Here is a 20,806-nt window from a genome sequence, read left to right as displayed (position 1 = left end):
CTGTTTTGGTGTGCCTAACATGGGGGAGTAGGTAAAAATACGGCAACCAGAATAAAAACTACGGAAATAAGGCAATGTTCGTCATAAAGCAGTTGCTAGTCATCATCTAGCAGGGGCTCTACTACAGATTCTAAGCCGTTTAACTTTATTTCATACATTAAAGCGAGCTGTTCACCTAACTTGTTTTCGGGAAAGCCTTGTTTGTGAAACCAAACTAGGTAAGGCTCAGGTAAATGGAAGAGGCGTCTCCCCGCATATTTTCCGAACGGCATTACTTGATTAATGGCGGCTTTTATAAGCGTCGGGTCCATCTATTAACTACCTTCTACATCTTTATCTGAACTAGTTTCGTCATCTTCACGCTGTTGGGTTTGCCACAAGGTTGCGTATTCACCCCCTTGTTCAAGCAAATGAGTGTGTGTCCCTTCCTCTACTATGGTACCGTTTTTTAGTACGAGGATCTTGTCAGCATCGACAATAGTGGACAGTCTATGGGCTATGACCAAGCTAGTATGCCCCTTGGCTGCATCGCGAAGGGCTGACAAAATTGCCCTTTCTGATGTGCTATCTAATGAGCTGGTGGCCTCGTCGAAAATCATAATGGGCGCACCTTTAAGTAACGCTCGTGCGATAGATACGCGCTGTTTTTCACCGCCAGAAAGCTTTAGTCCTCGCTCACCTACGGTTGTTCCTAATTTTTCAGGCAAGCTTTCTACAAAGGTTTCAAGGTTTGCAAGCTTAATCACTTGTTTAATATCTTCATCGCTGGCATCGGGGTTACCGTAGCGAATATTTTCTAGCAATGTGGTGTTAAACAGTACCGTGTCCTGGGGGACGATACCGATATGTGAGCGTAGACTTTGTTGCGTAAGCGAGGCAATATTATTTCCGTCTATGGTAATGCTGCCTTGTTGAGGGTCGTAAAAACGGAAAAGCAACTTCATTAGCGTAGATTTTCCCGCGCCGCTTTCACCGACTACGGCTACTTTGGCGCCAGGTGGGACGTCTAAGCTCAACCCGTTTAATATTTTTCTATTTTCGTTATAGGCGAAATGCACATTATCAAAGCGTAGTGCTGGGTTGGCGCAGGTTAAGTCGGTGGCGTTGTCTGCATCTTTGATAGCTGGAGTTTGGGATAGAAGGTCGAATAACTTATCGATATTGGCAAGGCTGCCACGAATTTCACGGTACACAAAACCCAAAAAGTTCAAGGGCATGAAAATCTGCATAGTGAAGGCGTTGATAAGTACAAAGTCGCCAATGGTCATTTCGCCATTCATAACCCCAAAGGCAGCGTTAGCCATCATTGAAGTCATGGCGACGGCGATAATAGCGGCTTGTCCACCGTTTAGTGCAAATAGCGATAAGCGGTTCTTACGTCGCGCCTTTTCCCAAGCGGCCAAGTCGGTATCGTACCGGTTGGCTTCAAAGGATTCGTTATTGAAATATTTTACAGTTTCAAAATTAAGCAGGCTGTCTACCGCCCTTGAGTTAGTGGTTGAGTCTGCTTCATTCATTTGTGTGACAAAACGGGTGCGCCAGTCGGTAGCCTTCATCGAAAAACCAATATAGGCCACAACGCTGAGCACAATTATCAGCGCGAAAGATACGCCGAACTGAAATAAGAGCAAGCCAACTACTAAGGCGATCTCTAACAGAGTAGGGACAATATTAAACACCATAAAGCGCATTAAAAAGCTGACGCCGTTGGTGCCACGCTCGATATCTCGCGACAATCCGCCTGTACGTCGATTCAGATGAAAGCCTAAGTCTAGATTGTGTAGGTGCTTGAAAACCTTAAGCCCTAGACGGCGCATGGCGCGCTCAGTAACGCGACCAAATAGCGTATCTCGCACTTCGCCGAGTAAGACATTCAATAAGCGCAGCGTTCCATAGGCAACGATTAAGCTAATAGGAACCGCCAAAGCTAGCGTGGTTAAATCTCCATTTAAGCTGTCAACGGTGTACTTCAGCACGTAGGGCAGGCCAATACTGGCAAGCTTCGCTGCAACTAAGCACATTAGGGCTAAAAATACGCGTTGCTTAAACTCAAGAAGATAAGGCCAAAGCTGTGATAGAACGTGCCATTTAACAGGTTCATCGGCATTCGTAGGAAAACGGTTTTTTCTCATTTTATAGTGTGCTTTATTGTTTGGTTTACTGTACTAAGAGCGGGAAGATTTAGAAAATAATTTGGTGTAAACCCTTTATTAGGAATTGAACAAGCTTGCCCATATATAATTATTCTCGCCTTTTGTAATACGTTTTGAAATAGGCTAGAGATTAAAATGGTCTTATTTATAGCAACGAATGTGTTTAATTTTAATTTTACCCCGCGTACACTAGGGTAGTTTAATTTAGTGACCTTGTTATTTACTCAATGATTTGCTGGGTTTTGCAACGTAAAAAATCTCAGTAGCGATTCATAAAGTAGCAAAGGATTAAGGAGTTGGTTTGTTAGAAGATAGTTTCGGTAGACAGTTTCACTATTTGCGTTTGTCAGTGACCGAAGCGTGCAACTTTCGCTGTCAGTACTGTTTGCCAGATGGGTATGAAGGCCCAACGAGCGATCAATTTATGACATTAAGCGAAATTGATACCTTACTAAAAGCGTTTGCTCAGCTAGGTACTTCAAAAGTGCGCCTAACAGGTGGTGAGCCAACGCTGCGAAGAGACTTCATTGATATCTTACAACTAACCAGTAATACACCGGGTATAGAGCGTGTTGCGATGACGACACACGGTGCGCGAATGGAAAAATTTGCCCACCAGTGGAAAGATGCAGGTTTAGATCAGGTAAACGTCAGTATCGACAGTTTAGACCCCCGGCAATTCGCCGCTATAACAGGGCAAGACAAGCTTAAGGCTGTACTACGAGGGTTGGATGCAGCCATTGATGCTGACCTTGATGTAAAAGTTAACTCTGTTTTACTCAATGATTTTTCCGATAGCCGTCTACATCGATTCCTTGTTTGGCTTAAAGATATGCCGGTGACGCTCCGTTTTATCGAGTTAATGGAAACAGGCGATTTAAACCAATTTTTCAATAAACAACATCAAAGCGGTTCACCATTAAAAACTACCCTGTTAGATATGGGGTGGCAGCCCTTATTGCGTAGGAAAGATGCAGGGCCAGCGCAAGAGTTCTATCACCCGGATTATGCGGGCAAGATTGGTTTAATTATGCCGTACAGCAAGGACTTTTGTAAAACGTGTAACCGTCTTCGTGTCTCTGCGCCAGGCAAGTTACACCTGTGCTTGTTCAGTGAAAACGGTATAGATATGAGGCATCTACTTGCAAATGGTAATGTAGATGAAGTGGTAGCTTTTCTACAAGATGTACTAGGACAAAAGCACGAAACTCATTATTTACATGAAGGAAAAACAGGGGCCACAAAACACCTGGCTATGCTAGGAGGCTAGAAAACTATTCCTACGTTAAGGGAAAATGTAGGCCAGAATAAAAAGCATCGAATAAGTTTGGTTTGTTGTAAAAATAAGCTATATTCAGCGGTGTAAGTATATTAAAAATAATAATGATAAAGGAAGTATATGCATATCAAGGACAGTGCGCGTCTCTCCTACCACTATATCACCGATAAAGACGCCGACTTTTTATGGGAGCTCGACCAAGACGAGCTTGTCATGAAGTATATCAACGGTGGTAAAAAATCCTCCAAAGAAGATGTTCGCGATATTTTCGTTCCTCGCTTCCAAGCTTATTCCAACCCTGCTTTGGGGTGGGGGCTTTGGCGCGTAGAGACGCTGGCTGAAAAAGAAAGCATAGGGTGGATTTTGGTTCGTCCGTTTGGCTTTTTTACCCAACATCCTGAAAGTGACAATATGGAATTAGGCTGGCGCTTTAAACGTCACACGTGGGGCAAGGGGTACGCCACTGAGGCTGCACAAGCTGTGAAAGAAGCCTTGTATGATATTGGTGTAGAAAAGTTTTCGGCAATTGCTAACCCTGAAAACAGTGCGTCTATCAATATTATGAAAAAGCTAGGCATGACATTCAGTCATGAGCTTGAATACAAAGACAAACTGTATCACGAAACAGTGGTAGTATATTCAAACTAGTCTAGTGCCTTATTAAACCAAAGAGCGAATTGGTGAAATTACTTGTTCTTCAATATGTTCTTCACGCTCTGGTAGCGTGCGTGTTGGTCTTCAGATAGGGCTGTTGTTTCAAGAGTCTCTCTGCATTTGTTAATTGCAGCTACTGTGTCAGGAAGCATAGGCGCGTTTGCTTTTCTCGCTCTAATAATGGCTTGAAGATAGTTCAGTGCAATTGAGGGGTTTTTAGGCATAACGCGAAATGCCTGAGCGAAGGTGGTATATGATTGCTCCAAATTACCTCGCTTATACTGGGCGACAGCCGTGTTATTGAGTGTTTTAGGGCTCAATGTAATCGCTTCTTTTTCTTCTTTTTCCTGCTTTAAATACGTCGCCATTAGGTTTAATTCATCAGCGCTTTCTTCCTGTCTTGATGAAATCGCATCTAAAATTGCAATCGACTCTTTTTTAAGTCCAACCTCATGCAGCGCTTTGGCTCTATCGAGTAATGCTTCAGTAGAGTGATGTTGAGCGTGGTCTGTGTGAAAGTCCGACAGCAGTGTCTGGGCTTTTACAGTGTCATCCTTTAAGTAGTGAAGACGGGCATCGATCACTGTCAGTTCATCATTGACCGCTGCTTTTGGGTGAGCTTTTTTTAACTGACGTAAATATTCATTGGTTTGTTTAACAATGCTGTTTACGTGTTCCGGCTCCGACGTCATCGCAAAATCAACACCAGCTCTTGCTGCAGTTAGATAAATATCTGGTTTATCGTAGATAGAGTTTTTTGCGTAGCGTACAACTTTTTTCGCACTGTTAAACTGGCTTTCGTAATCGTGTGTGATGCGAGCAAGGTTTATCGCCATTTGATGCCGAGGAATATTCTGAGGAGAAATGTTGCATGCTAGCGCTGTACACTCAAGTGCGTCGTCAAACGCTGACTGTTTGATTTGTAGTTTGGCGAGTAAGTCGTATGCTTCTAATGCAGAATCAGGGCGCATCGCCAGTTGAATGATTTCTCTTTCTGCATCATCAAGCTCATTGAGTGCCAGAAGGCTTTTCGCAATTCCCATTTGAGCCCAGCTAAAATCTTGGATGTTTATTATTGACTCAAAGAAGGCCAAAGCTTCCTGGAATCTCTCTGTGATCATAAACAGATCGCCTTTAATCTTCATTGCTAGAGGAAAGTGCTCGGCATGCTCGGGTTGTAACAAGAAATGCTCGACTTCGGCTAGCGCCTTTTCATAATCCTGTTTATCCATAAATGAATAAACATTTTCAAGGGCCTTTTTCCTTGCTAGAACGCGAGAAAGCCGACGGTCTAATTCGTTCACAGAAAATGGCTTAGCAATAAATTCATCTGGTTGCAATTCGATAATTGCGTGGACGACTTCTGCTGATGTGTCTGCACTAGTGAAAATAAATGCGCTGGTGAGGGGCAGTGAGTGAGACTCGTTGAGTTGCTCAAGTAAAAAGTAACCGCCTTGTTCGGAACGTAAGTTATAGGAACAAATGATGGCGTCATAAGTGTGTTCTTGTAGTGCTGACAGTGCATGAGAGGGCCTATCAACATAGTCCATATTGCGGAAACCTAGCTGCTCAAGGGCATAGTGCATGTGGCTTTTTGCCAGCACCTGATCTTCGGCAATTAACAACTTAGTATTTCTAGCTAAGTGTAGCTTCATTAAAGGGTAGCCTTTAGGACGTTATGGGTTTCACCATACCACGATAATTATTTTTAAAGTATAGCTCGTCAGTGAGACTATCGCATAGTTGAGGTGATTCGTAGTGAATATAGGCAGTAGAAATCTTGTGGTGAATAGGGTGGTTAAATGATTGTTATGATTTTTTGGGGCAATCTTTGGCTTTAGAGGTGCAATATTTGGCAGAGCTAAGTGACAGCATTGCTGACGTAGTGTTTTTTAGAAGTGACTGATTTTGTTTAGAATGTATATTGCTTTTGCAATATCTAGGTGAAGATAAACTGGTACTGTCAGTTTTTAAGGCTTTGATACGTTGATTGTGCAGAATATTAAAAGAAGATGGTGGACGCTACTGGGCTTGAACCAGTGACCCTCGCCTTGTAAGGGCGATGCTCTCCCAACTGAGCTAAGCGTCCGTATTTTTATTTCACTGTTTAGCCACTGTGAGGAAGTGGTGGACGCTACTGGGCTTGAACCAGTGACCCTCGCCTTGTAAGGGCGATGCTCTCCCAACTGAGCTAAGCGTCCGTATTTTGATTGTCACTGTTTAGCCACTGTGAGGAAGTGGTGGACGCTACTGGGCTTGAACCAGTGACCCTCGCCTTGTAAGGGCGATGCTCTCCCAACTGAGCTAAGCGTCCGTATTTTGATTTCACTGTTTATCCACTGTGAAGAAGTGGTGGACGCTACTGGGCTTGAACCAGTGACCCTCGCCTTGTAAGGGCGATGCTCTCCCAACTGAGCTAAGCGTCCATATTTTTTAAAACCTTGCCTAAGCAAGTGGGGCGGTATTATAGAGTCGGTTCCGTTAGTGTCAACAATAAAATTAAAGAAAAATGACCGTGTGCCCGAAATTTAGCCACTCTGACTGTATCTTAACTAAATTGATGAAAAGAACAGCGTTTTTAAGTGCCAAAATGGACAGACACTTATTCGTGAAAGTGCGTGAAAATGGACAGACACTTATTCGGAGATAGTGCGCACACGTATCCTTATTTCGTTCAACTCTTTAGAGTGGAAGTTAAATCGAATAAATTTAAATCGGACACACACTCTTTGTTTAGCAAAGTTCAAAGTGAATAGGCACTCGCTTGGCTAATGCAAGGAAGCGCAAAAAAACAGAAAAGAAACCAGTAAAAGGCTGTAAAGGGACAGACACTTCTATAAAGAAATTCAAATCGGACACACACTAATTAAACTAGGACTAAATGCGTCCGTGTCCTAAAACACACCTATTTCACTCATTGGACACCCACCTATTCAGCCAGAAGAGTGTCAATAAAAAGTGTCTGTCCCTTTTCTGCTTTTTTAGCAGTAAAAGGTTATTAGTTGTTCCTAGAACAGCTGAAAAAGCTGTTAAAGAATTAATAAAGGAAAATAAGTGTCTGTCCACTTTCTTATCCATCTATTCTCAACTTACTTTTGAAGTCGTGCGGAGACTGGTAGAATGCGCCCATCTTTAGAAACACTATTAACAATAGAGAGTGACCATGTCGGTTGTTACACGATTTGCACCCAGCCCAACAGGCTATCTTCACGTTGGTGGCGCACGAACTGCGCTTTATTCTTGGCTTCTTGCGAAAAGCAAAGGCGGTGAGTTTGTTCTTCGTATTGAAGATACGGATATCGAGCGTTCAACTGAAGAAGCTAAGCAGGCTATTTTAGATGGTATGCAATGGTTAGGTTTAACTTGGGACACAGGCCCTATCTATCAAACTGAGCGTTTTGATAGATATAAAGAACTTATCCAGCAGCTTTTGGATGAAGGTAAAGCGTATAAATGCTTTATGAGCTCTGAAGAGCTAGATGCAATTCGTGAAGCGCAAAAAGAGCGCGGTGAAAAGCCTCGCTATCCTGGCACATGGAGAGACAGAACTGATCACCCTGAAGGTGAGCCGTTTGTTATTCGCTTCAAAAACCCTCTAGAAGGCAAGGTTGTTATTAACGATCATGTCCGTGGAAAAATTGAGATTAGTAATACAGAACTCGACGATCTCATTATTCAGCGCACTGATGGCACGCCTACCTATAACTTCTGTGTAGTTGTAGATGATTGGGACATGGGGATTACCCATGTAGTGCGTGGTGAAGACCATATAAACAACACGCCACGCCAAATCAATATACTTGAAGCCCTTAATGCACCTGTTCCGGAGTACGCTCACGTTTCGATGATCTTGGGTGATGACGGAAAGAAACTGTCAAAACGACATGGTGCAGTAAGTGTAATGCAGTATCGTGATGACGGCTTCCTACCACAAGCTGTGCTTAACTATCTTGTTAGGTTGGGCTGGTCTCACGGCGACCAAGAAGTTTTCTCTGTAGACGAGATGATTGAGAAATTTAGCTTGGATGCAATAGGGCAGTCTGCGTCGGCATTTAATACAGAAAAGCTAATCTGGTTAAATCAGCATTACATAAAGACATTGCCAGCAAGCGAGGTTGCTTCACATGCTAAATGGCATTTCGAACAGTTAAATGTTGATTTAACAACAGGTCCAGCGCTTGAATCTATTATTGCTATTCAAGCGGATAGGGTTAAAACTCTTAAAGAGTTAGCAGAGATTTCTATATACTTTTATCAAGACTATGAAGATTTTGATGCGAATGCAGCGAAAAAACACCTTCGCCCAGTCGCTCGAGGTCCATTAGAGCTTGCTAAAGATAAATTAATGGCAATTGAAGACTGGAACCCAGAAAATATTCAAGCAGCTATTAATAGTACGGCTGAAGAACTGGAAGTAGGTATGGGTAAAGTAGGCATGCCGCTGCGTGTAGCTGTAACAGGTGGGGGTAATTCACCGTCTCTAGATATCACGTTGAATCTTATCTCAAAAGAGAAAATTGGCGAGAGAATCGACAAAGCGCTTACTTTTATAGCAAACAGAGAAAATTCATAAAAAAAGCGTTGACATGACAGAGGGGGATGCCTAGAATGCGCCCCGCTGTCACGGAACAGTCACACAAAATGACTGGTACCATGATGGGGCCATAGCTCAGCTGGGAGAGCGCCTGCATGGCATGCAGGAGGTCGGCGGTTCGATCCCGCCTGGCTCCACCAAGTCACATTGAGTTGTGGTTTGATATAGGCTGAAGTTGTTAAGGCAACTTCGGACTGAAAGTTCGAAACTTTAGTTTTGAAAAAGAATTCAGTCCCCTTCGTCTAGAGGCCTAGGACACCGCCCTTTCACGGCGGTAACAGGGGTTCGAATCCCCTAGGGGACGCCATATTATCGCGTCACAGTCGATTAAAACTGTGAAATAGGCTGGAGTTGATTATTCAACTTCTGACTGAAAGTTTCGGTAGGGAAAGGTCGCTCAGTTCGCTGGCTCACTTCGCCTTACTGAAAATCTCGAAAGCGGAACTTTCGAAAGAAGATTTTCAGTCCCCTTCGTCTAGAGGCCTAGGACACCGCCCTTTCACGGCGGTAACAGGGGTTCGAATCCCCTAGGGGACGCCATTTTATCGCGTCGCAGTCGATTAAAACTGTGAATTAGGCTGGAGTTGATTATTCAACTTCTGACTGAAAGTTTCGGTAGGGAAAGGTCGCTCAGTTCGCTGACTAACTTCGACTTACTGAAAAATTCGGAAGCGGAGCTTTCGAAAGAAGATTTTCAGTCCCCTTCGTCTAGAGGCCTAGGACACCGCCCTTTCACGGCGGTAACAGGGGTTCGAATCCCCTAGGGGACGCCATTTTATCGCGTCACAGTCGATTAAAACTGTGAAATAGGCTGGAGTTGATTATTCAACTTCTGACTGAAAGTTTCGGTAGGAATAAGATTGTTCATTGCATTCTTGAGCTTACAGAAATTTAGTGAAGTGTATCTTCACTAGCAAAGTTTCAGTCCCCTTCGTCTAGAGGCCTAGGACACCGCCCTTTCACGGCGGTAACAGGGGTTCGAATCCCCTAGGGGACGCCATATCGAAAAAACCAGCCATCCGGCTGGTTTTTTTGTTTTTGTCTCCGGAAACTTTGTGGACAGACACTTTCACACTTCCTCAACCACAAGTCGTTTTTAATTGCTAGTGAATTGCCAGTGGACAGTCACTTTTATACTTCCTCAACCATCAACCCCTTTTAGCTGTAGGTGGATAGTCACTTACATTTTCTTTCTGAACAAATGGCTACCCAAGTATTACTAACTCGACCTTTCATGCTTATTCTAGAGTGAACTAATCCTTTGCAAAGCTACGTCAACATACCATTGAGCAACTAACTTTTTAGGATATGAAGCGTAAAGATCTAATGTCACAACCATCGACTAATCTCTTGTAAAGTAGATACGTAAGCTTACTGAGCTGTTATGATCTCTTAAATACAAAAGAGGTGTTATATGCAGAATTATCCAATTGGGACCCCGGGTGAGCCATGGAGCGAGAAAGACATATCGCAGTGGAAATCTAAACAGACTGTGAAAAGAAGTTATCAAGAAGAAGTACTCGATAAACTTTTTAATATTATTCCTGAAGGCTTTGAACTAAAGCAGTATGGTTCTCTCCCATACGATTCTGAGCGCTATCCGTTATATGCAGTAGTGCCAAATAACTTTGATACTAAAAAGCCTACAGCGCTTGTTACGGGGGGAGTTCACGGTTATGAAACAAGTGGAGTGCAAGGCGCGCTTCAGTTTATTAACACAAAGTTGTCACAGTATGCAGGGCAAGTAAACATTGTAGTTGTGCCATGTGTGAGCCCTTGGGGTTACGAGACGATAAACCGGTGGAATCCAATGGCACTCGATCCAAATCGTTCATTTTACAGCGACTCCCCGGCACCAGAATCCGCTCAGCTTATGCAGTTAGTGTCTGACCTAACGTTGTCGCTAACACTACATATTGATTTACATGAGACGACCGATACAGATAACACTGAATTCAGACCGGCGCTGGCCGCACGGGATGGCGTAACCCATGATAATTGGAATATACCTGACGGTTTCTATACGGTCGCAAACACGCCAAATCCACAAATAGAGTTTCAAAAAGCTGTAATCGATTCGGTGAAAAAAGTAACGCACATCGCTCCTGCAGACGAAAACGGCAAGATTATTGGAGCAGATGTGGTGAGTGAAGGTGTTATCTGCTATGACAAGAAGGCTTTGTATCTTTGTGGCGGTATGACAGATGCCAAATATGTTACAACAACGGAAGTTTATCCCGATAGTGATAATGCGACACCTGAAAATTGTAACGACGCTCAAGTAGCCGCAATCTGCGCAGCACTTGATTACTCGAAATGGACGCTTGAACGTTTAGACGTCTAGATGTATATTTGAGCCTCTTTCAAAGGAGGCTTTTTGTGTTTACTTATTCTGCGGTTATTTACGACGGTAAAAAACAAAATTTAGTGCGATATGAATGTGGGACAGACACTGAGTTTGCTTCATATCTTGAATCGCGTTTTGGTTGCCATGTTTGTTTATGGTCAAATAAAGAACTGTCGGAAAACACAATGGCGGCTATTGCTGCTTCGCATGCACAAAGTAAAAATGAAGGTTTAGATAAAACAGAAGCTTTATGAACTCAACATCACCGTGTATAGCCTTGTGTAAATTGAATGAAGATGAAATATGCGTTGGATGCAAACGTACTATTGATGAGATAGTAAATTGGAGGACATACACTGATAACCAAAAGCTCTCCGTTCTCGCTCGTCTAGAGAAGGATACTACTTCCCAATAATGTGATAATGATAAGCTAAAATTTTACGTTGTAATCCTAGCAATAAACCACTTTATAACAACCTCTTGTTTAAGTGGACAGACACTTACTCATCATTAGTACAATTCCTTTCAGTAGCGCCGGTAGTCTGTTTAAGCGCAACTAAAGTGGACAGTCACAAAGTTTATAAACTGAGCCCCAAGTCCTGGCTGAAATTAACTCTTTTTGCTACACTCCCGCGCCAATTTTATGTTCTATTAACGTGAGACGTTTATAATGAAAGTAATGCTTGCCCCTATGGAAGGCGTTGTCGATCACTTAATGAGAGATATGCTCACTCGTGTGGGTGGTTTAGACCAGTGTGTTACTGAGTTTGTAAGGGTTGTTGATCAAAAACTACCCAAGAAAACGTTTTATAGACTTTGCCCAGAGCTACACAACGGCGGCAAAACCCCCTCAGGCGTACCAGTAAGAGTCCAATTGCTAGGGCAACATCCACAATGGCTTGCAGAGAATGCGCAAACTGCAATAGAACTGGGCTCTCCAGGTGTTGATCTGAACTTTGGTTGCCCTGCTAAGACAGTCAACAAAAATAAGGGCGGCGCAGTATTGTTGAAGGAGACGCAAACCCTTTACGAAATTGTAAAAGCGGTTAGGGATGCCGTACCTGCTGAAATCCCGGTTTCAGCCAAAATCAGGCTGGGCTTTGAGGACAAGTCTTTAGCTATTGATAATGCTATTGCAATTACTGAAGCAGGGGCCTCTGAGCTTGTTGTTCATGCAAGAACAAAAACAGAAGGCTACAAGCCACCGGCTTACTGGGAGTGGATAGCGAAAATTAAGCAGCACACTAATATCCCCATAGTAGCTAATGGCGAAATTTGGAACGCTGAAGATGCTAAGCGGTGTCAAAGCCAATCAGAGTGTACCAACCTAATGATTGGAAGAGGTGCTTTAGCAATGCCTAATTTGGCGTTGAGTATCAAAGAAGGCGTAGCACCTATGCCATGGTCTGAACTGGCCGCGTTGTTGATACAGTACTCTGGCTACGAAATTTTTGGTGATAAAGGAAAATATTACCCTAATCGCATAAAACAGTGGTGCGGCTACCTAAAAAGACAATACCCAGAAGCTGAAACACTATTCAATGACATTAGACGTCTAACGAACTCTCAAGACATCGTTGACGTACTGGCTCGCCAAGCTGATATTTAACAGATAACGTCGTTGCTTTACCGACTCAAGATAAATATTTCTGAGCATTAGAAACGTTAGGGCGACATGCTCTCTGGCAGCACCTAGCAAAATTTTCCATCATTTCTGGACAGCCAACAGGGCCGGTAAATAGGGTTTCAAAGTTACTGGTCACTAAATGCCAGTTTTCTTTTGTCATTCCAAGTATATTGAGCAATTTGTTAGGAAGATTTGGTATTCTGCAGGCGTTGCTACTGCGCTCTGCGTTCAACGTATCAGTAATAAGTTGCAAGTAATCTGAAAATGCGAAGGGCAAACTCTCAGCTAGCTTTTTCTTGCAGTCGTCAAAGGGCATCAAAAACTTAGGTACTTTGTTTGAGCGCTTAGCATTTAAGCGGTATTGGATACTGGTGTAATGGGAATTGCTGAGTGTCTTTGCTATTTTTGCCCTAATGGGGTTCAAATCAACGTACGCCATTACGCTTGCTAGCGCTTTTTCATCTAATATTGCTTGAGATCTAAACCTTCTTTCCCAGAAATAGCCTTTACACTCGTCTTCTTTATTAGCTTTGCGAGCTATGTATTCATTTAACATGCGCATAAACCAGCTTATGCTTTGAAGCCGCTCGCGATATATGGCGGATAGTGACTTCAATTCTTCTCGCTCTTCTGCTGTTACTGAATCAAAGTTTTCTAGATAACGCTGTACTAGGGGAGGGCATTTGTAAAACATTCTCCACCTGAGCAATACTTCATCCATAGTCCAGCCATCAGCTCTACCCTTAGCTATATGGAGCACAACATGAATATGGTTGTGCATTACAGCGTAAGCGCATAAATCAATGGCAAATGCTTGCGATAGCTTGTGAAGCCTATCTTGAATCCATTTTCTTCTATGCTCGTAGTTTATGCCTGTGCGTGAATCACGACCACACAAATAAGATTGCCTTACGCAGCGCGAAATACAATGGTAGTAAGGCGTGACATCGGTGTTAATTTGTTTGTAACGAGGTAAAGGCATATCCGTATCCCATAGCTATTTAAATGTATTATGAGATTTACAGCGCTAATTTTAAGTGGTCTTTGGAACAGTTTTGTTGGTGTTAGCTATTAGCTGATTCCAAAAAGGACATCTTGGATTCTTTTCGAACGGAAGTTATGTAATCGTTGAGAAGGGTGATTATGGACAGACACTTAATTTTAATAGTGTGCGTGAGAAAAAGGACAGACACTCATTGGCTATCAAGTGTCTGTCCTTTATAAGCCTTGACAAAAACAAGTGTCTGTCCTTTATAAGCCTTTTTAAGAGAGCTATACAAATACATCTACTATTGAACCCACTCGTCCATCACTAGTATTTGATGTCTGCTGCGTACTTTGAGGCTGAGTTTCGCGACTTTCTTGCACACTGCGCGACTCTGCTTGCTGAGCAGGTCGTTGAGGCGATTCTAGGACAGTAGAAACGGGCGTCGAATTAACATATGAAACATCCATAAACAAACCTCATGTTTGAGCAAATTATCTTATAAAGGTAGCACAATTATTGAGCATCAAGAATTAAACTTCTTAAGTGTCTGTCCATAAAGTTAGCGATCAACGGTTGTGCCTCAGCATTTGGGTGAATGCCATCGTTTTGCATTAAGTTTTTATTTAGCGCTATGTCTGCAAGAAAAAAGGGAATCTTTTGAACGTCCTGAGATTCCGCTACTTTATTGTAGTTCTGAGTAAACATTTGCATGTAGCGTTTGCCGTAATTAGAAGGAATTTGCATTTCTTGTAGAAATACTACGGCATTACTCTCCTTTGCAACGCTTACCAGAGAATTTAAATTATCCCTAATCTTACCGATATTGTGCCCCTGAAGGCCGTCATTACCGCCCAGTTCAATCAATACATGGGTAGGGTTGTGTTGCTCCAACAAACGGGGAAATCGCGCTAAACCACCATCAGTGGTTTCTCCGCTTACCGCAGCATTTACAATATCAATCGGAATATTGTCGTTATGCCACATCTTTTGTAACAAACTGACCCATCCCTCATGTTGCTGTAATCCATAAGCCGCGGATAAACTGTCTCCTAAGATGAGTAAAACCGCATTTTCGCTTGTGTCGCTCTGCTCGGCTTGATCTGATAGCGCTTGAAAGGGTATTAAAAGAATAAGTAAAAAAGCGAACAAATAACGAAATTTAACAAACACGAATTGATGACCTCTTATGATAAAAGCTAATGCTGTAACCAAAGTAGTGGATACGAGTGAAGGTTCACTCCAGATCCTTCGTCCTATTTCTTTTGAAGTCAAGTCTGGTGAGTCCGTTGCCATCATTGGCGCGTCCGGTTCTGGTAAATCAACCCTTTTGGGGTTATTGGCAGGGCTCGATCAAGTTACAGAAGGAGAAATTCTTCTAGATAACGAAGCACTTCATAGCATGAACGAAGAAGAGCGCGCTATTTTAAGAGGGAAAAAAGTGGGCTTTATCTTTCAAAGCTTTATGTTAGTTCAAAGCTTAACAGCGCTTGAAAACGTTATGTTGCCAGCAGAAATTGCAGGCCTTGATAACCCTAAAGCGCTTGCTCTTGATATTCTTGAGCAGGTCGGTTTAAAGCATCGCGCGCATCACTTCCCTAATCAGTTGTCGGGAGGCGAGCAGCAGCGTGTTGCCATAGCACGTGCCTTTATCACTTCACCTAAAATACTTTTCGCCGATGAGCCTACCGGCAACCTAGACGCTAAAAATAGTGAAAAAATAGAAGCACTTCTTTTTAAAATGAACAGAGAAAAAGGCACGACTCTCGTCCTTGTTACCCACGATAATGAGCTTGCAGAACATTGTGATAGGCAACTCACCATGAATGCGGGAGAGCTTGTTGAAACAACCGGCGCGAACACAGTAGACAAAAGAGAGGCGGTGTAGATGTCGACGTCTTTTAATTTAGGTTGGCGGCTTTTTAAGCATGAGGCTAGACGCGGCGAACTTACCATTATATTGCTGGCAATTGTGTTATCTGTAGCGGCCGTGTTGTCGCTGTCGCTTTTTAGTGAGCGCTTGCAAGGTGCACTGAAGTCTCGCTCTGCTGCGTTTATTGCAGCAGACGCGCAGCTTCGCTCAGACGACCCCATAAACGAAGATTGGTTAGCTCGAGCACGAGAAGAAGGGCTCGCGACTGCAAAGCAAGTGGCGACACGCTCTATGGTATTTAATGGCGATGAAATGTCGCTTGTCGATTTGCGAGCGGTGAATAACGCTTATCCCCTTAAAGGGACAGTCAATATTACCAATCAACCTTTCGGAGAAAAACGCGCAACCGCAGAATTACCACAGCCGGGTGAAGCCTGGGTACAGTCTCGGCTTTTCCAGAGCTTAGGACTTTCCATTGGCGATAATATTGAAATTGGCGATGGCACTTTTACCGTAACGCATGTCTTGGTAGACATTCCAGATGCTGGCTTCAGCGTGTTTAACACAGATCCAATCGCTCTGATCAACTTAGATGACTTGGAAAAAACCGCGATAACCGGGCCAGGAAGTCGCGCCCGCTATGTTGGCTTTTTTGCGGGCGACACAGATGATATAGAAAGTTTTAACAATTGGTTGCTGCCTCAACTGAATGACGATTTACATTCGTGGCGGACAGTCGAAGATGATGAGTCAGCAATAGGGCGTTCTGTCGCAAGTGCCGAGCGTTATTTTTTACTGGCAAGTTTGTTGGCAATAGTACTAGCGGCGGTTTCCATAGCAGTTGCTGCTCAGCGTTATGCCCAGCGTCACTTTGACCCTGTAGCAATAATGAAGACCCTTGGTGCAACAGGCAACACAATCCGAAAAGTCTACTTGTTCCAAATTTTATTTATTACCGCACTTGGTATTTTCATTGGTCTTATTATTGGTTTTATCGGCCAGCAAATTGTAGTTTCTCTAGTAGCGGATAGAGTGGATGTATCTCTTGACGTTTGGCACTGGCGCCCGCTTTTGATTGCCGTTGCTACAGGTGCCACCTGCGCTTTGCTCTTTTCTTTGTACCCTTTATTACAGTTATTTTCAGTGCCCCCACTTCGCGTATTGAGAAAAGATATTTCGGCGAATCTCCGCTCCAGAAGCATTCAGTTTGTGGCTTCTGGCGGCGCGATATTTTTATTGATGTGGATGTACAGCCGCGACCTGAAAATTAGTGCAATTTTATTTGTGTCTGGTGCAGCGCTCGTTCTGGGGCTACTTGGAGCAACGTATATCTTGATTGCTATTGGCCGCAAACTGGGCAGTGGCAGAATGGGCCCATGGCAGTTAGCTTGGGCTCGTATCAAGCGCCGTGCGATGGACAACAGTGTGCAGCTTATTAGCTTCTCAGTCACGATAATGCTGCTTCTAGTAGTGCTAGTAATGCGAAATGACATGGTTTCGCAATGGCGTTCGCAATTACCCGAAGGTACACCAAACTACTTCTTAATAAATATCACACCGGACATACAGCCAGAGTTGGACAGACACTTCGCTGACAATGGCATAAGTATCGAAGAGTTTTATCCTGTTATCCGAGGGCGATTCGTTTCGGTAAATGGGGAAGGAGTAAACACTGAAGTCTCTAAAGAAGACGAGCCAAATCGTGAAGGTCGAAGAGGCCTAGGCAGAGAAGCGAACCTAACTTGGAGTAACTCGTTACAAAAAGAAAACGAGATTATTGAAGGGAATTGGCATGGAAATGTGGAAACACAATACAGCGAAGGATGGTTCCCAGTTTCTGTTGAAGAAGGTGTTGCTGAAAGATTAAATATTGAAATGGGCGATAGGCTTACTTTTAATGTGGGAAGCGAAATTGTTGAAACGAAAGTAACAAGTATTCGTACCGTTAACTGGCAGACAATGCAGCCTAATTTCTTTTTTGTTATTCATCCAGATGCGATGGCAGCGTTCAGCCCAACCTATATCACTAGTTTCTATCTGCCCACCGATAGGAAGGCTGAGTTAACGAACCTCTTAAAGCCGTTTGCTTCAATCACAATGTTTGATGTAGATGCACGGATAAACCAGCTTCGAGAGATTGTGGACCAGGTTTCTGTCGCCGTTGAGTTCATTTTGGTGCTGGTTTTAATGGCGGGAAGTTTAGTATTGATTGCTCAGGTACAGGCGAGTATGGATGAGCGTAAGCAGGAAATAGCCATACTTCGCACACTTGGCGCTAAGGGTGGTTTAATAAGGAAAAGCGTGATTTTCGAGTTTGTTATCATCGGTGTAGTCGCAGGCTTCATGGCTGCTATGGCCAACGAGTTAAGTTTGTACTTACTGCAAACCACAGTTTTTCAAATGGAAGCGAGCTTGCATCCTGAGTACTGGGCTATAGCACCAAGCGTCGGCGCCATTGTTGTAGGCATATTAGGAGCGTTTGGTTGCTATCGACTGCTTACACTTAATACCGGTCAGATGCTAAGGAATATGGTCTGAGTCTACATTTATGGTTTGGACAGGCACTTAGTTAAGTAAAGTCGAAAGTAAAACGAGTGGACAGACACTCGAAAGTGTAGTGGACAGTCACTCAACTACGTGGGGTGACTGTCCACTTCTGCTTACGCAAGCACTAAAATTCGTAATACAGTCTTAATATTGTGTAATCTGAGGGTAAGTGGAAGCTGGATGAGGAAGTCAGCTTAGCCTAGAAATAATCAATTGTGGACAGACACACTCTTTTCAAGTTGAGTGTCTGTCCACGATCCTTGAGGGCTATAAAATCAGTCGCTGTATATCTCGTTCAACGCCTCTTCAACAGAAGGAAGCTCAAATTTGAAGCCAGCAGCGGTAAGCTTTTGAGGAATGACCCGCTGTCCTTCTAATATCATCTTTGATGACTCGCCCATTGCTATTTTCATAACGAAGCTAGGTACGTTAAAGAAGCAAGGGCGACCCATCGCTTTCGCAAGCGTTTTAGAAAACACCTTGTTTGTAACAGGCTCCGGAGCAGTTAAATTGAACGCACCGGTACAAGCGCTATCTTCTAACAAAAAAGAGATAGCACGAACCATGTCTCGTAGGTGGATCCAAGCCAAGTACTGAGTTCCGCTACCTAGTGTTCCTCCGGCCCCTAATTTGAATGGTAGTGCCATTTTACCAAGTGCTCCGCCTTTCTCGGTAAGCACCACGCCAGTACGAAGCGTAACCACACGAGTTTTCGTTTGATCTGCGCCTTGAGCAATAGCTTCCCATTTTGCACATAAATCATGGGTGAACTCATCGCGAGGAGAAGTCTCTTCGGTTACAAGTCTGTCACCCTGGCTGCCGTAGTAACCAATTGCAGAACCCGATAGGAAAACTGACGGTGGTGTTTCACAGCTGTTTATTTTAGATACTAATTCAGCAGTAATATCCCAACGGCTATCGCAAATCCTTTTCTTTTGAGTGTCTGTCCAACGTTTGTCGGCGATAGGTTCACCGGCTAAATTTATAATAGCATCGAAGTTCTCGAAGGTTTTTATCGAAGCAATGTTTTCTATAACATCAACGCTATCACCTAATTTATCCTTTGCCTTTGCATTATCGCGAGAAATCACAGTGAATGAATGTTTATCTGAAAATTGGCGAATAAATTCACTGCCAATCAGCCCCGTACCACCAGTCAAAAGAATATTCACAGTTGGCTCCTTGAAGTATTACCTATCCCGACTTATTACAAGACAGCGTCAGCGACACTGAATCAGAAAATCTAAGAGCGTGGGGTTTATCAACTTCAACCTCGGCGTAACGTACCGAAGAATGTTCCGACGCAATACTGAGCACATCTGCGGTTAGCTTTTCTAAAAGGGAGAAACGGTTGTCCTCGACGAGTTTGATAATTGCCTTTGTAATCGTTTTATAGTTTAGCGCGTCACTCATATCGTCAGTGTTTGTCGCCTTTTCAGCGTCATAATCAATTTTCACGTTAACAACAACGTCCTGCTTGTTTTTTATCTCATCTTCATTGATGCCAATGTATGTGCGTAGTCTTAAGTTTTTAATTTTAATAGTGGCAAGATTAAAGTTCATTGCAGTCTCTTGTTTGTAGTTGTTTATAAGTCGTTGTAAAGTATTGTCGTTTCAGTTAGGAATGTAGCACACAATGTCAATGGAACTACGCTCGCCAACAGCAAAGATTCTTATCGTTTTAGCGTGTTTAGTGGTAGTGATGGCCGGTATTAAAGCCGCCAGCACAATCATGGTACCGTTTTTTCTTTCTATTTTTATAGCGATCGCGTGTAGTCCAATCATACGCTGGACTTCTAAATTCGGCGTCCCCAAATGGCTCTCAATCACCTTTGTTATACTGCTTATTGTTGTTTTTGGTTTTCTTTTAGCTGGCTTAGTAGGCCAGTCTATGACCGAGTTTAGAGAAAACTTGCCAGAATATAGAAGTAAGCTTGATACAGAGTTTGCCTGGGTTGTATCCAAATTGGCTGAGTTCAACATTCATATAAATAGGGAGCTGATCGCTTCTCACCTTGATCCAGGAACGGCCATGTCTGTGGCTACAAATTTTATAAGCGGAATGGGCGGCGTGCTCTCTAACTTATTCCTGATACTTTTAACTGTCATTTTCATGCTTTTTGAGGCAGATAGTATTCCTCGCCGTTTCCATATTGCACTTGCAGATCCTGGTATGAAGCTTAAGCACATTGATAAATTTATACGTTCTGTAAATAACTATTTAGCAATAAAAACGGTGGTTAGTTTGGGCACAGGCTTGATAATTGGCGTTTGGCTTTACGTGCTCGGGGTAGATCATTTCATGTTATGGGCCGTCTTGGCTTTCATGCTCAACTTCATTCCAAACATCGGTTCTATTATTGCGGCAGTGCCAGCAGTTTTAATCGCATTTGTTCAACTTGGCCCTGCCTCAGCAGGCTTCGCTGCACTCGGTTTTGTGCTTGTAAATACCATCATGGGTAATATGGTCGAGCCTAGATTAATGGGTAAGGGCATGGGACTCTCTACACTAGTGGTATTCCTATCATTGATATTTTGGGGTTGGTTACTGGGAACTGTTGGAATGCTTCTATCGGTACCATTAACCATGGTAGTAAAAATAGCGCTTGAATCTCGCGAAGAAAGTAAGTGGCTTGCGGTGTTGTTATCAAGTGAAGGTGAAAAACCTACTTCGTAAAACAGGGTTAATTCAGCGCATCAATAGATAGTGGACAGATACTCAAATAATTTTAGCAACCTTAATGCCG

The 20,806-nt window shown here is 43.2% G+C and carries 18 protein-coding genes and 9 tRNA genes; 15 read left to right on the top strand and 12 right to left on the bottom strand.

Translation table 11 applies throughout. From position 1 onward, the window contains the following. Positions 1-95: 95 nt before the first annotated feature. A complete protein-coding gene (locus ACYTPF_RS03340) occupies positions 96-311 on the bottom strand; it encodes a DUF3820 family protein (protein WP_025254677.1) in 216 nt (71 codons plus the stop codon). A gap of 3 nt (positions 312-314) precedes the next feature. Next, the gene (locus ACYTPF_RS03335) at positions 315-2,132 is read right to left on the bottom strand and encodes an ABCB family ABC transporter ATP-binding protein/permease (RefSeq protein ID WP_461851203.1); all 1,818 of its coding nucleotides are present in this window, start codon (positions 2,130-2,132) and stop codon (positions 315-317) included. A 322-nt stretch (positions 2,133-2,454) separates the two neighbouring features. On the opposite strand from ACYTPF_RS03335, the gene moaA reads away from it, so the two are divergent. Both moaA and ACYTPF_RS03325 read left to right on the top strand, forming a co-directional pair. Beyond that, entirely contained in the window at positions 2,455-3,423 is a 969-nt protein-coding gene (gene moaA, locus ACYTPF_RS03330; protein ID WP_461851202.1) for a GTP 3',8-cyclase MoaA, read from the top strand. 129 nt (positions 3,424-3,552) lie between these two features. Continuing rightward, positions 3,553-4,080 carry a GNAT family N-acetyltransferase gene (locus tag ACYTPF_RS03325; protein ID WP_179982892.1) on the top strand — a complete coding sequence of 176 codons (528 nt, stop codon included), beginning with the start codon at positions 3,553-3,555 and terminating at the stop codon, positions 4,078-4,080. 38 nt (positions 4,081-4,118) lie between these two features. Here ACYTPF_RS03325 and ACYTPF_RS03320 read toward each other — a convergent pair whose 3' ends face one another. From ACYTPF_RS03320 to ACYTPF_RS03300, 5 genes are all read right to left on the bottom strand, one after another. Continuing rightward, complete coding sequence (locus ACYTPF_RS03320) at positions 4,119-5,741, bottom strand: response regulator (protein ID WP_461851201.1); 1,623 nt, start codon at positions 5,739-5,741, stop codon at positions 4,119-4,121. A gap of 358 nt (positions 5,742-6,099) precedes the next feature. Next, positions 6,100-6,175, bottom strand: a tRNA-Val gene (locus ACYTPF_RS03315). Positions 6,176-6,211: 36 nt separating this feature from the next. Next, positions 6,212-6,287 (bottom strand) — tRNA-Val (locus ACYTPF_RS03310). A gap of 37 nt (positions 6,288-6,324) precedes the next feature. Continuing rightward, positions 6,325-6,400: transfer RNA gene (locus tag ACYTPF_RS03305), tRNA-Val, on the bottom strand. A 36-nt stretch (positions 6,401-6,436) separates the two neighbouring features. Continuing rightward, positions 6,437-6,512: transfer RNA gene (locus ACYTPF_RS03300), tRNA-Val, on the bottom strand. Positions 6,513-7,249: 737 nt separating this feature from the next. Between ACYTPF_RS03300 and gltX the strand changes: the two genes are divergently transcribed. The 10 genes from gltX to dusC all read left to right on the top strand — a co-directional run bounded on the left by gltX (position 7,250) and on the right by dusC (position 12,636). Further along, positions 7,250-8,659, top strand: a complete 1,410-nt coding sequence (gene gltX / locus ACYTPF_RS03295) for a glutamate--tRNA ligase (RefSeq protein WP_461851200.1) — start codon at positions 7,250-7,252, stop codon at positions 8,657-8,659. A gap of 85 nt (positions 8,660-8,744) precedes the next feature. After that, a tRNA-Ala gene (locus ACYTPF_RS03290) sits at positions 8,745-8,820 on the top strand. A 91-nt stretch (positions 8,821-8,911) separates the two neighbouring features. Further along, positions 8,912-8,987, top strand: a tRNA-Glu gene (locus tag ACYTPF_RS03285). 157 nt (positions 8,988-9,144) lie between these two features. Then, a tRNA-Glu gene (locus ACYTPF_RS03280) sits at positions 9,145-9,220 on the top strand. Between the two features lie 157 nt (positions 9,221-9,377). Next, positions 9,378-9,453, top strand: a tRNA-Glu gene (locus ACYTPF_RS03275). A 151-nt stretch (positions 9,454-9,604) separates the two neighbouring features. After that, positions 9,605-9,680: transfer RNA gene (locus ACYTPF_RS03270), tRNA-Glu, on the top strand. 414 nt (positions 9,681-10,094) lie between these two features. After that, complete coding sequence (locus ACYTPF_RS03265) at positions 10,095-11,024, top strand: M14 family metallopeptidase (protein WP_461851199.1); 930 nt, start codon at positions 10,095-10,097, stop codon at positions 11,022-11,024. 35 nt (positions 11,025-11,059) lie between these two features. Continuing rightward, positions 11,060-11,281: a hypothetical protein gene (locus ACYTPF_RS03260; protein WP_025254684.1), complete on the top strand. Its 222-nt coding sequence runs from the start codon at positions 11,060-11,062 to the stop codon at positions 11,279-11,281. Beyond that, positions 11,278-11,442 (top strand): DUF1289 domain-containing protein, encoded by a 165-nt coding sequence (locus ACYTPF_RS03255; RefSeq protein WP_179982897.1) that lies wholly within the window; start codon positions 11,278-11,280, stop codon positions 11,440-11,442. Before ACYTPF_RS03260 ends, ACYTPF_RS03255 begins: the two co-directional genes overlap by 4 nt. A 255-nt stretch (positions 11,443-11,697) precedes the next feature. Next, positions 11,698-12,636 (top strand): tRNA dihydrouridine(16) synthase DusC, encoded by a 939-nt coding sequence (gene dusC / locus ACYTPF_RS03250; protein WP_461851198.1) that lies wholly within the window; start codon positions 11,698-11,700, stop codon positions 12,634-12,636. A gap of 25 nt (positions 12,637-12,661) precedes the next feature. Here dusC and ACYTPF_RS03245 read toward each other — a convergent pair whose 3' ends face one another. The 3 genes from ACYTPF_RS03245 to ACYTPF_RS03235 form a co-directional block, all read right to left on the bottom strand. Next, positions 12,662-13,636 carry a transposase gene (locus ACYTPF_RS03245; protein WP_461851197.1) on the bottom strand — a complete coding sequence of 325 codons (975 nt, stop codon included), beginning with the start codon at positions 13,634-13,636 and terminating at the stop codon, positions 12,662-12,664. Positions 13,637-13,926: 290 nt separating this feature from the next. Beyond that, positions 13,927-14,109, bottom strand: a complete 183-nt coding sequence (locus ACYTPF_RS03240; RefSeq protein WP_461851196.1) for a hypothetical protein — start codon at positions 14,107-14,109, stop codon at positions 13,927-13,929. Between the two features lie 46 nt (positions 14,110-14,155). Further along, on the bottom strand, positions 14,156-14,812 hold the full coding sequence (locus ACYTPF_RS03235) for an arylesterase (protein WP_461851195.1): 657 nt from the start codon (positions 14,810-14,812) through the stop codon (positions 14,156-14,158). 16 nt (positions 14,813-14,828) lie between these two features. Between ACYTPF_RS03235 and ACYTPF_RS03230 the strand changes: the two genes are divergently transcribed. Continuing rightward, positions 14,829-15,527, top strand: a complete 699-nt coding sequence (locus tag ACYTPF_RS03230) for an ABC transporter ATP-binding protein (RefSeq protein ID WP_179982902.1) — start codon at positions 14,829-14,831, stop codon at positions 15,525-15,527. Continuing rightward, positions 15,528-18,050, top strand: coding sequence for an ABC transporter permease (locus ACYTPF_RS03225; RefSeq protein WP_461851194.1), 2,523 nt, complete (start codon positions 15,528-15,530; stop codon positions 18,048-18,050). It abuts the gene before it with no gap. Positions 18,051-18,334: 284 nt separating this feature from the next. On the opposite strand, the gene ACYTPF_RS03220 is transcribed toward ACYTPF_RS03225, so the two are convergent. Then, positions 18,335-19,231, bottom strand: a complete 897-nt coding sequence (locus ACYTPF_RS03220) for a TIGR01777 family oxidoreductase (RefSeq protein ID WP_461851193.1) — start codon at positions 19,229-19,231, stop codon at positions 18,335-18,337. Positions 19,232-19,253: 22 nt separating this feature from the next. Further along, entirely contained in the window at positions 19,254-19,622 is a 369-nt protein-coding gene (folX, locus tag ACYTPF_RS03215) for a dihydroneopterin triphosphate 2'-epimerase (RefSeq protein ID WP_118489729.1), read from the bottom strand. Between the two features lie 73 nt (positions 19,623-19,695). Here folX and ACYTPF_RS03210 point away from each other — a divergent pair, with 73 nt between their 5' ends. After that, on the top strand, positions 19,696-20,736 hold the full coding sequence (locus tag ACYTPF_RS03210) for an AI-2E family transporter (protein WP_461851192.1): 1,041 nt from the start codon (positions 19,696-19,698) through the stop codon (positions 20,734-20,736). The last annotated feature ends 70 nt before the right edge of the window (positions 20,737-20,806 follow it).

This window comes from Alteromonas sp. HB246098, assembly GCF_054890645.1.
Note: the sequence above shows the minus strand (reverse complement) of the source record. Positions and strands in the feature narration are given on the sequence as shown.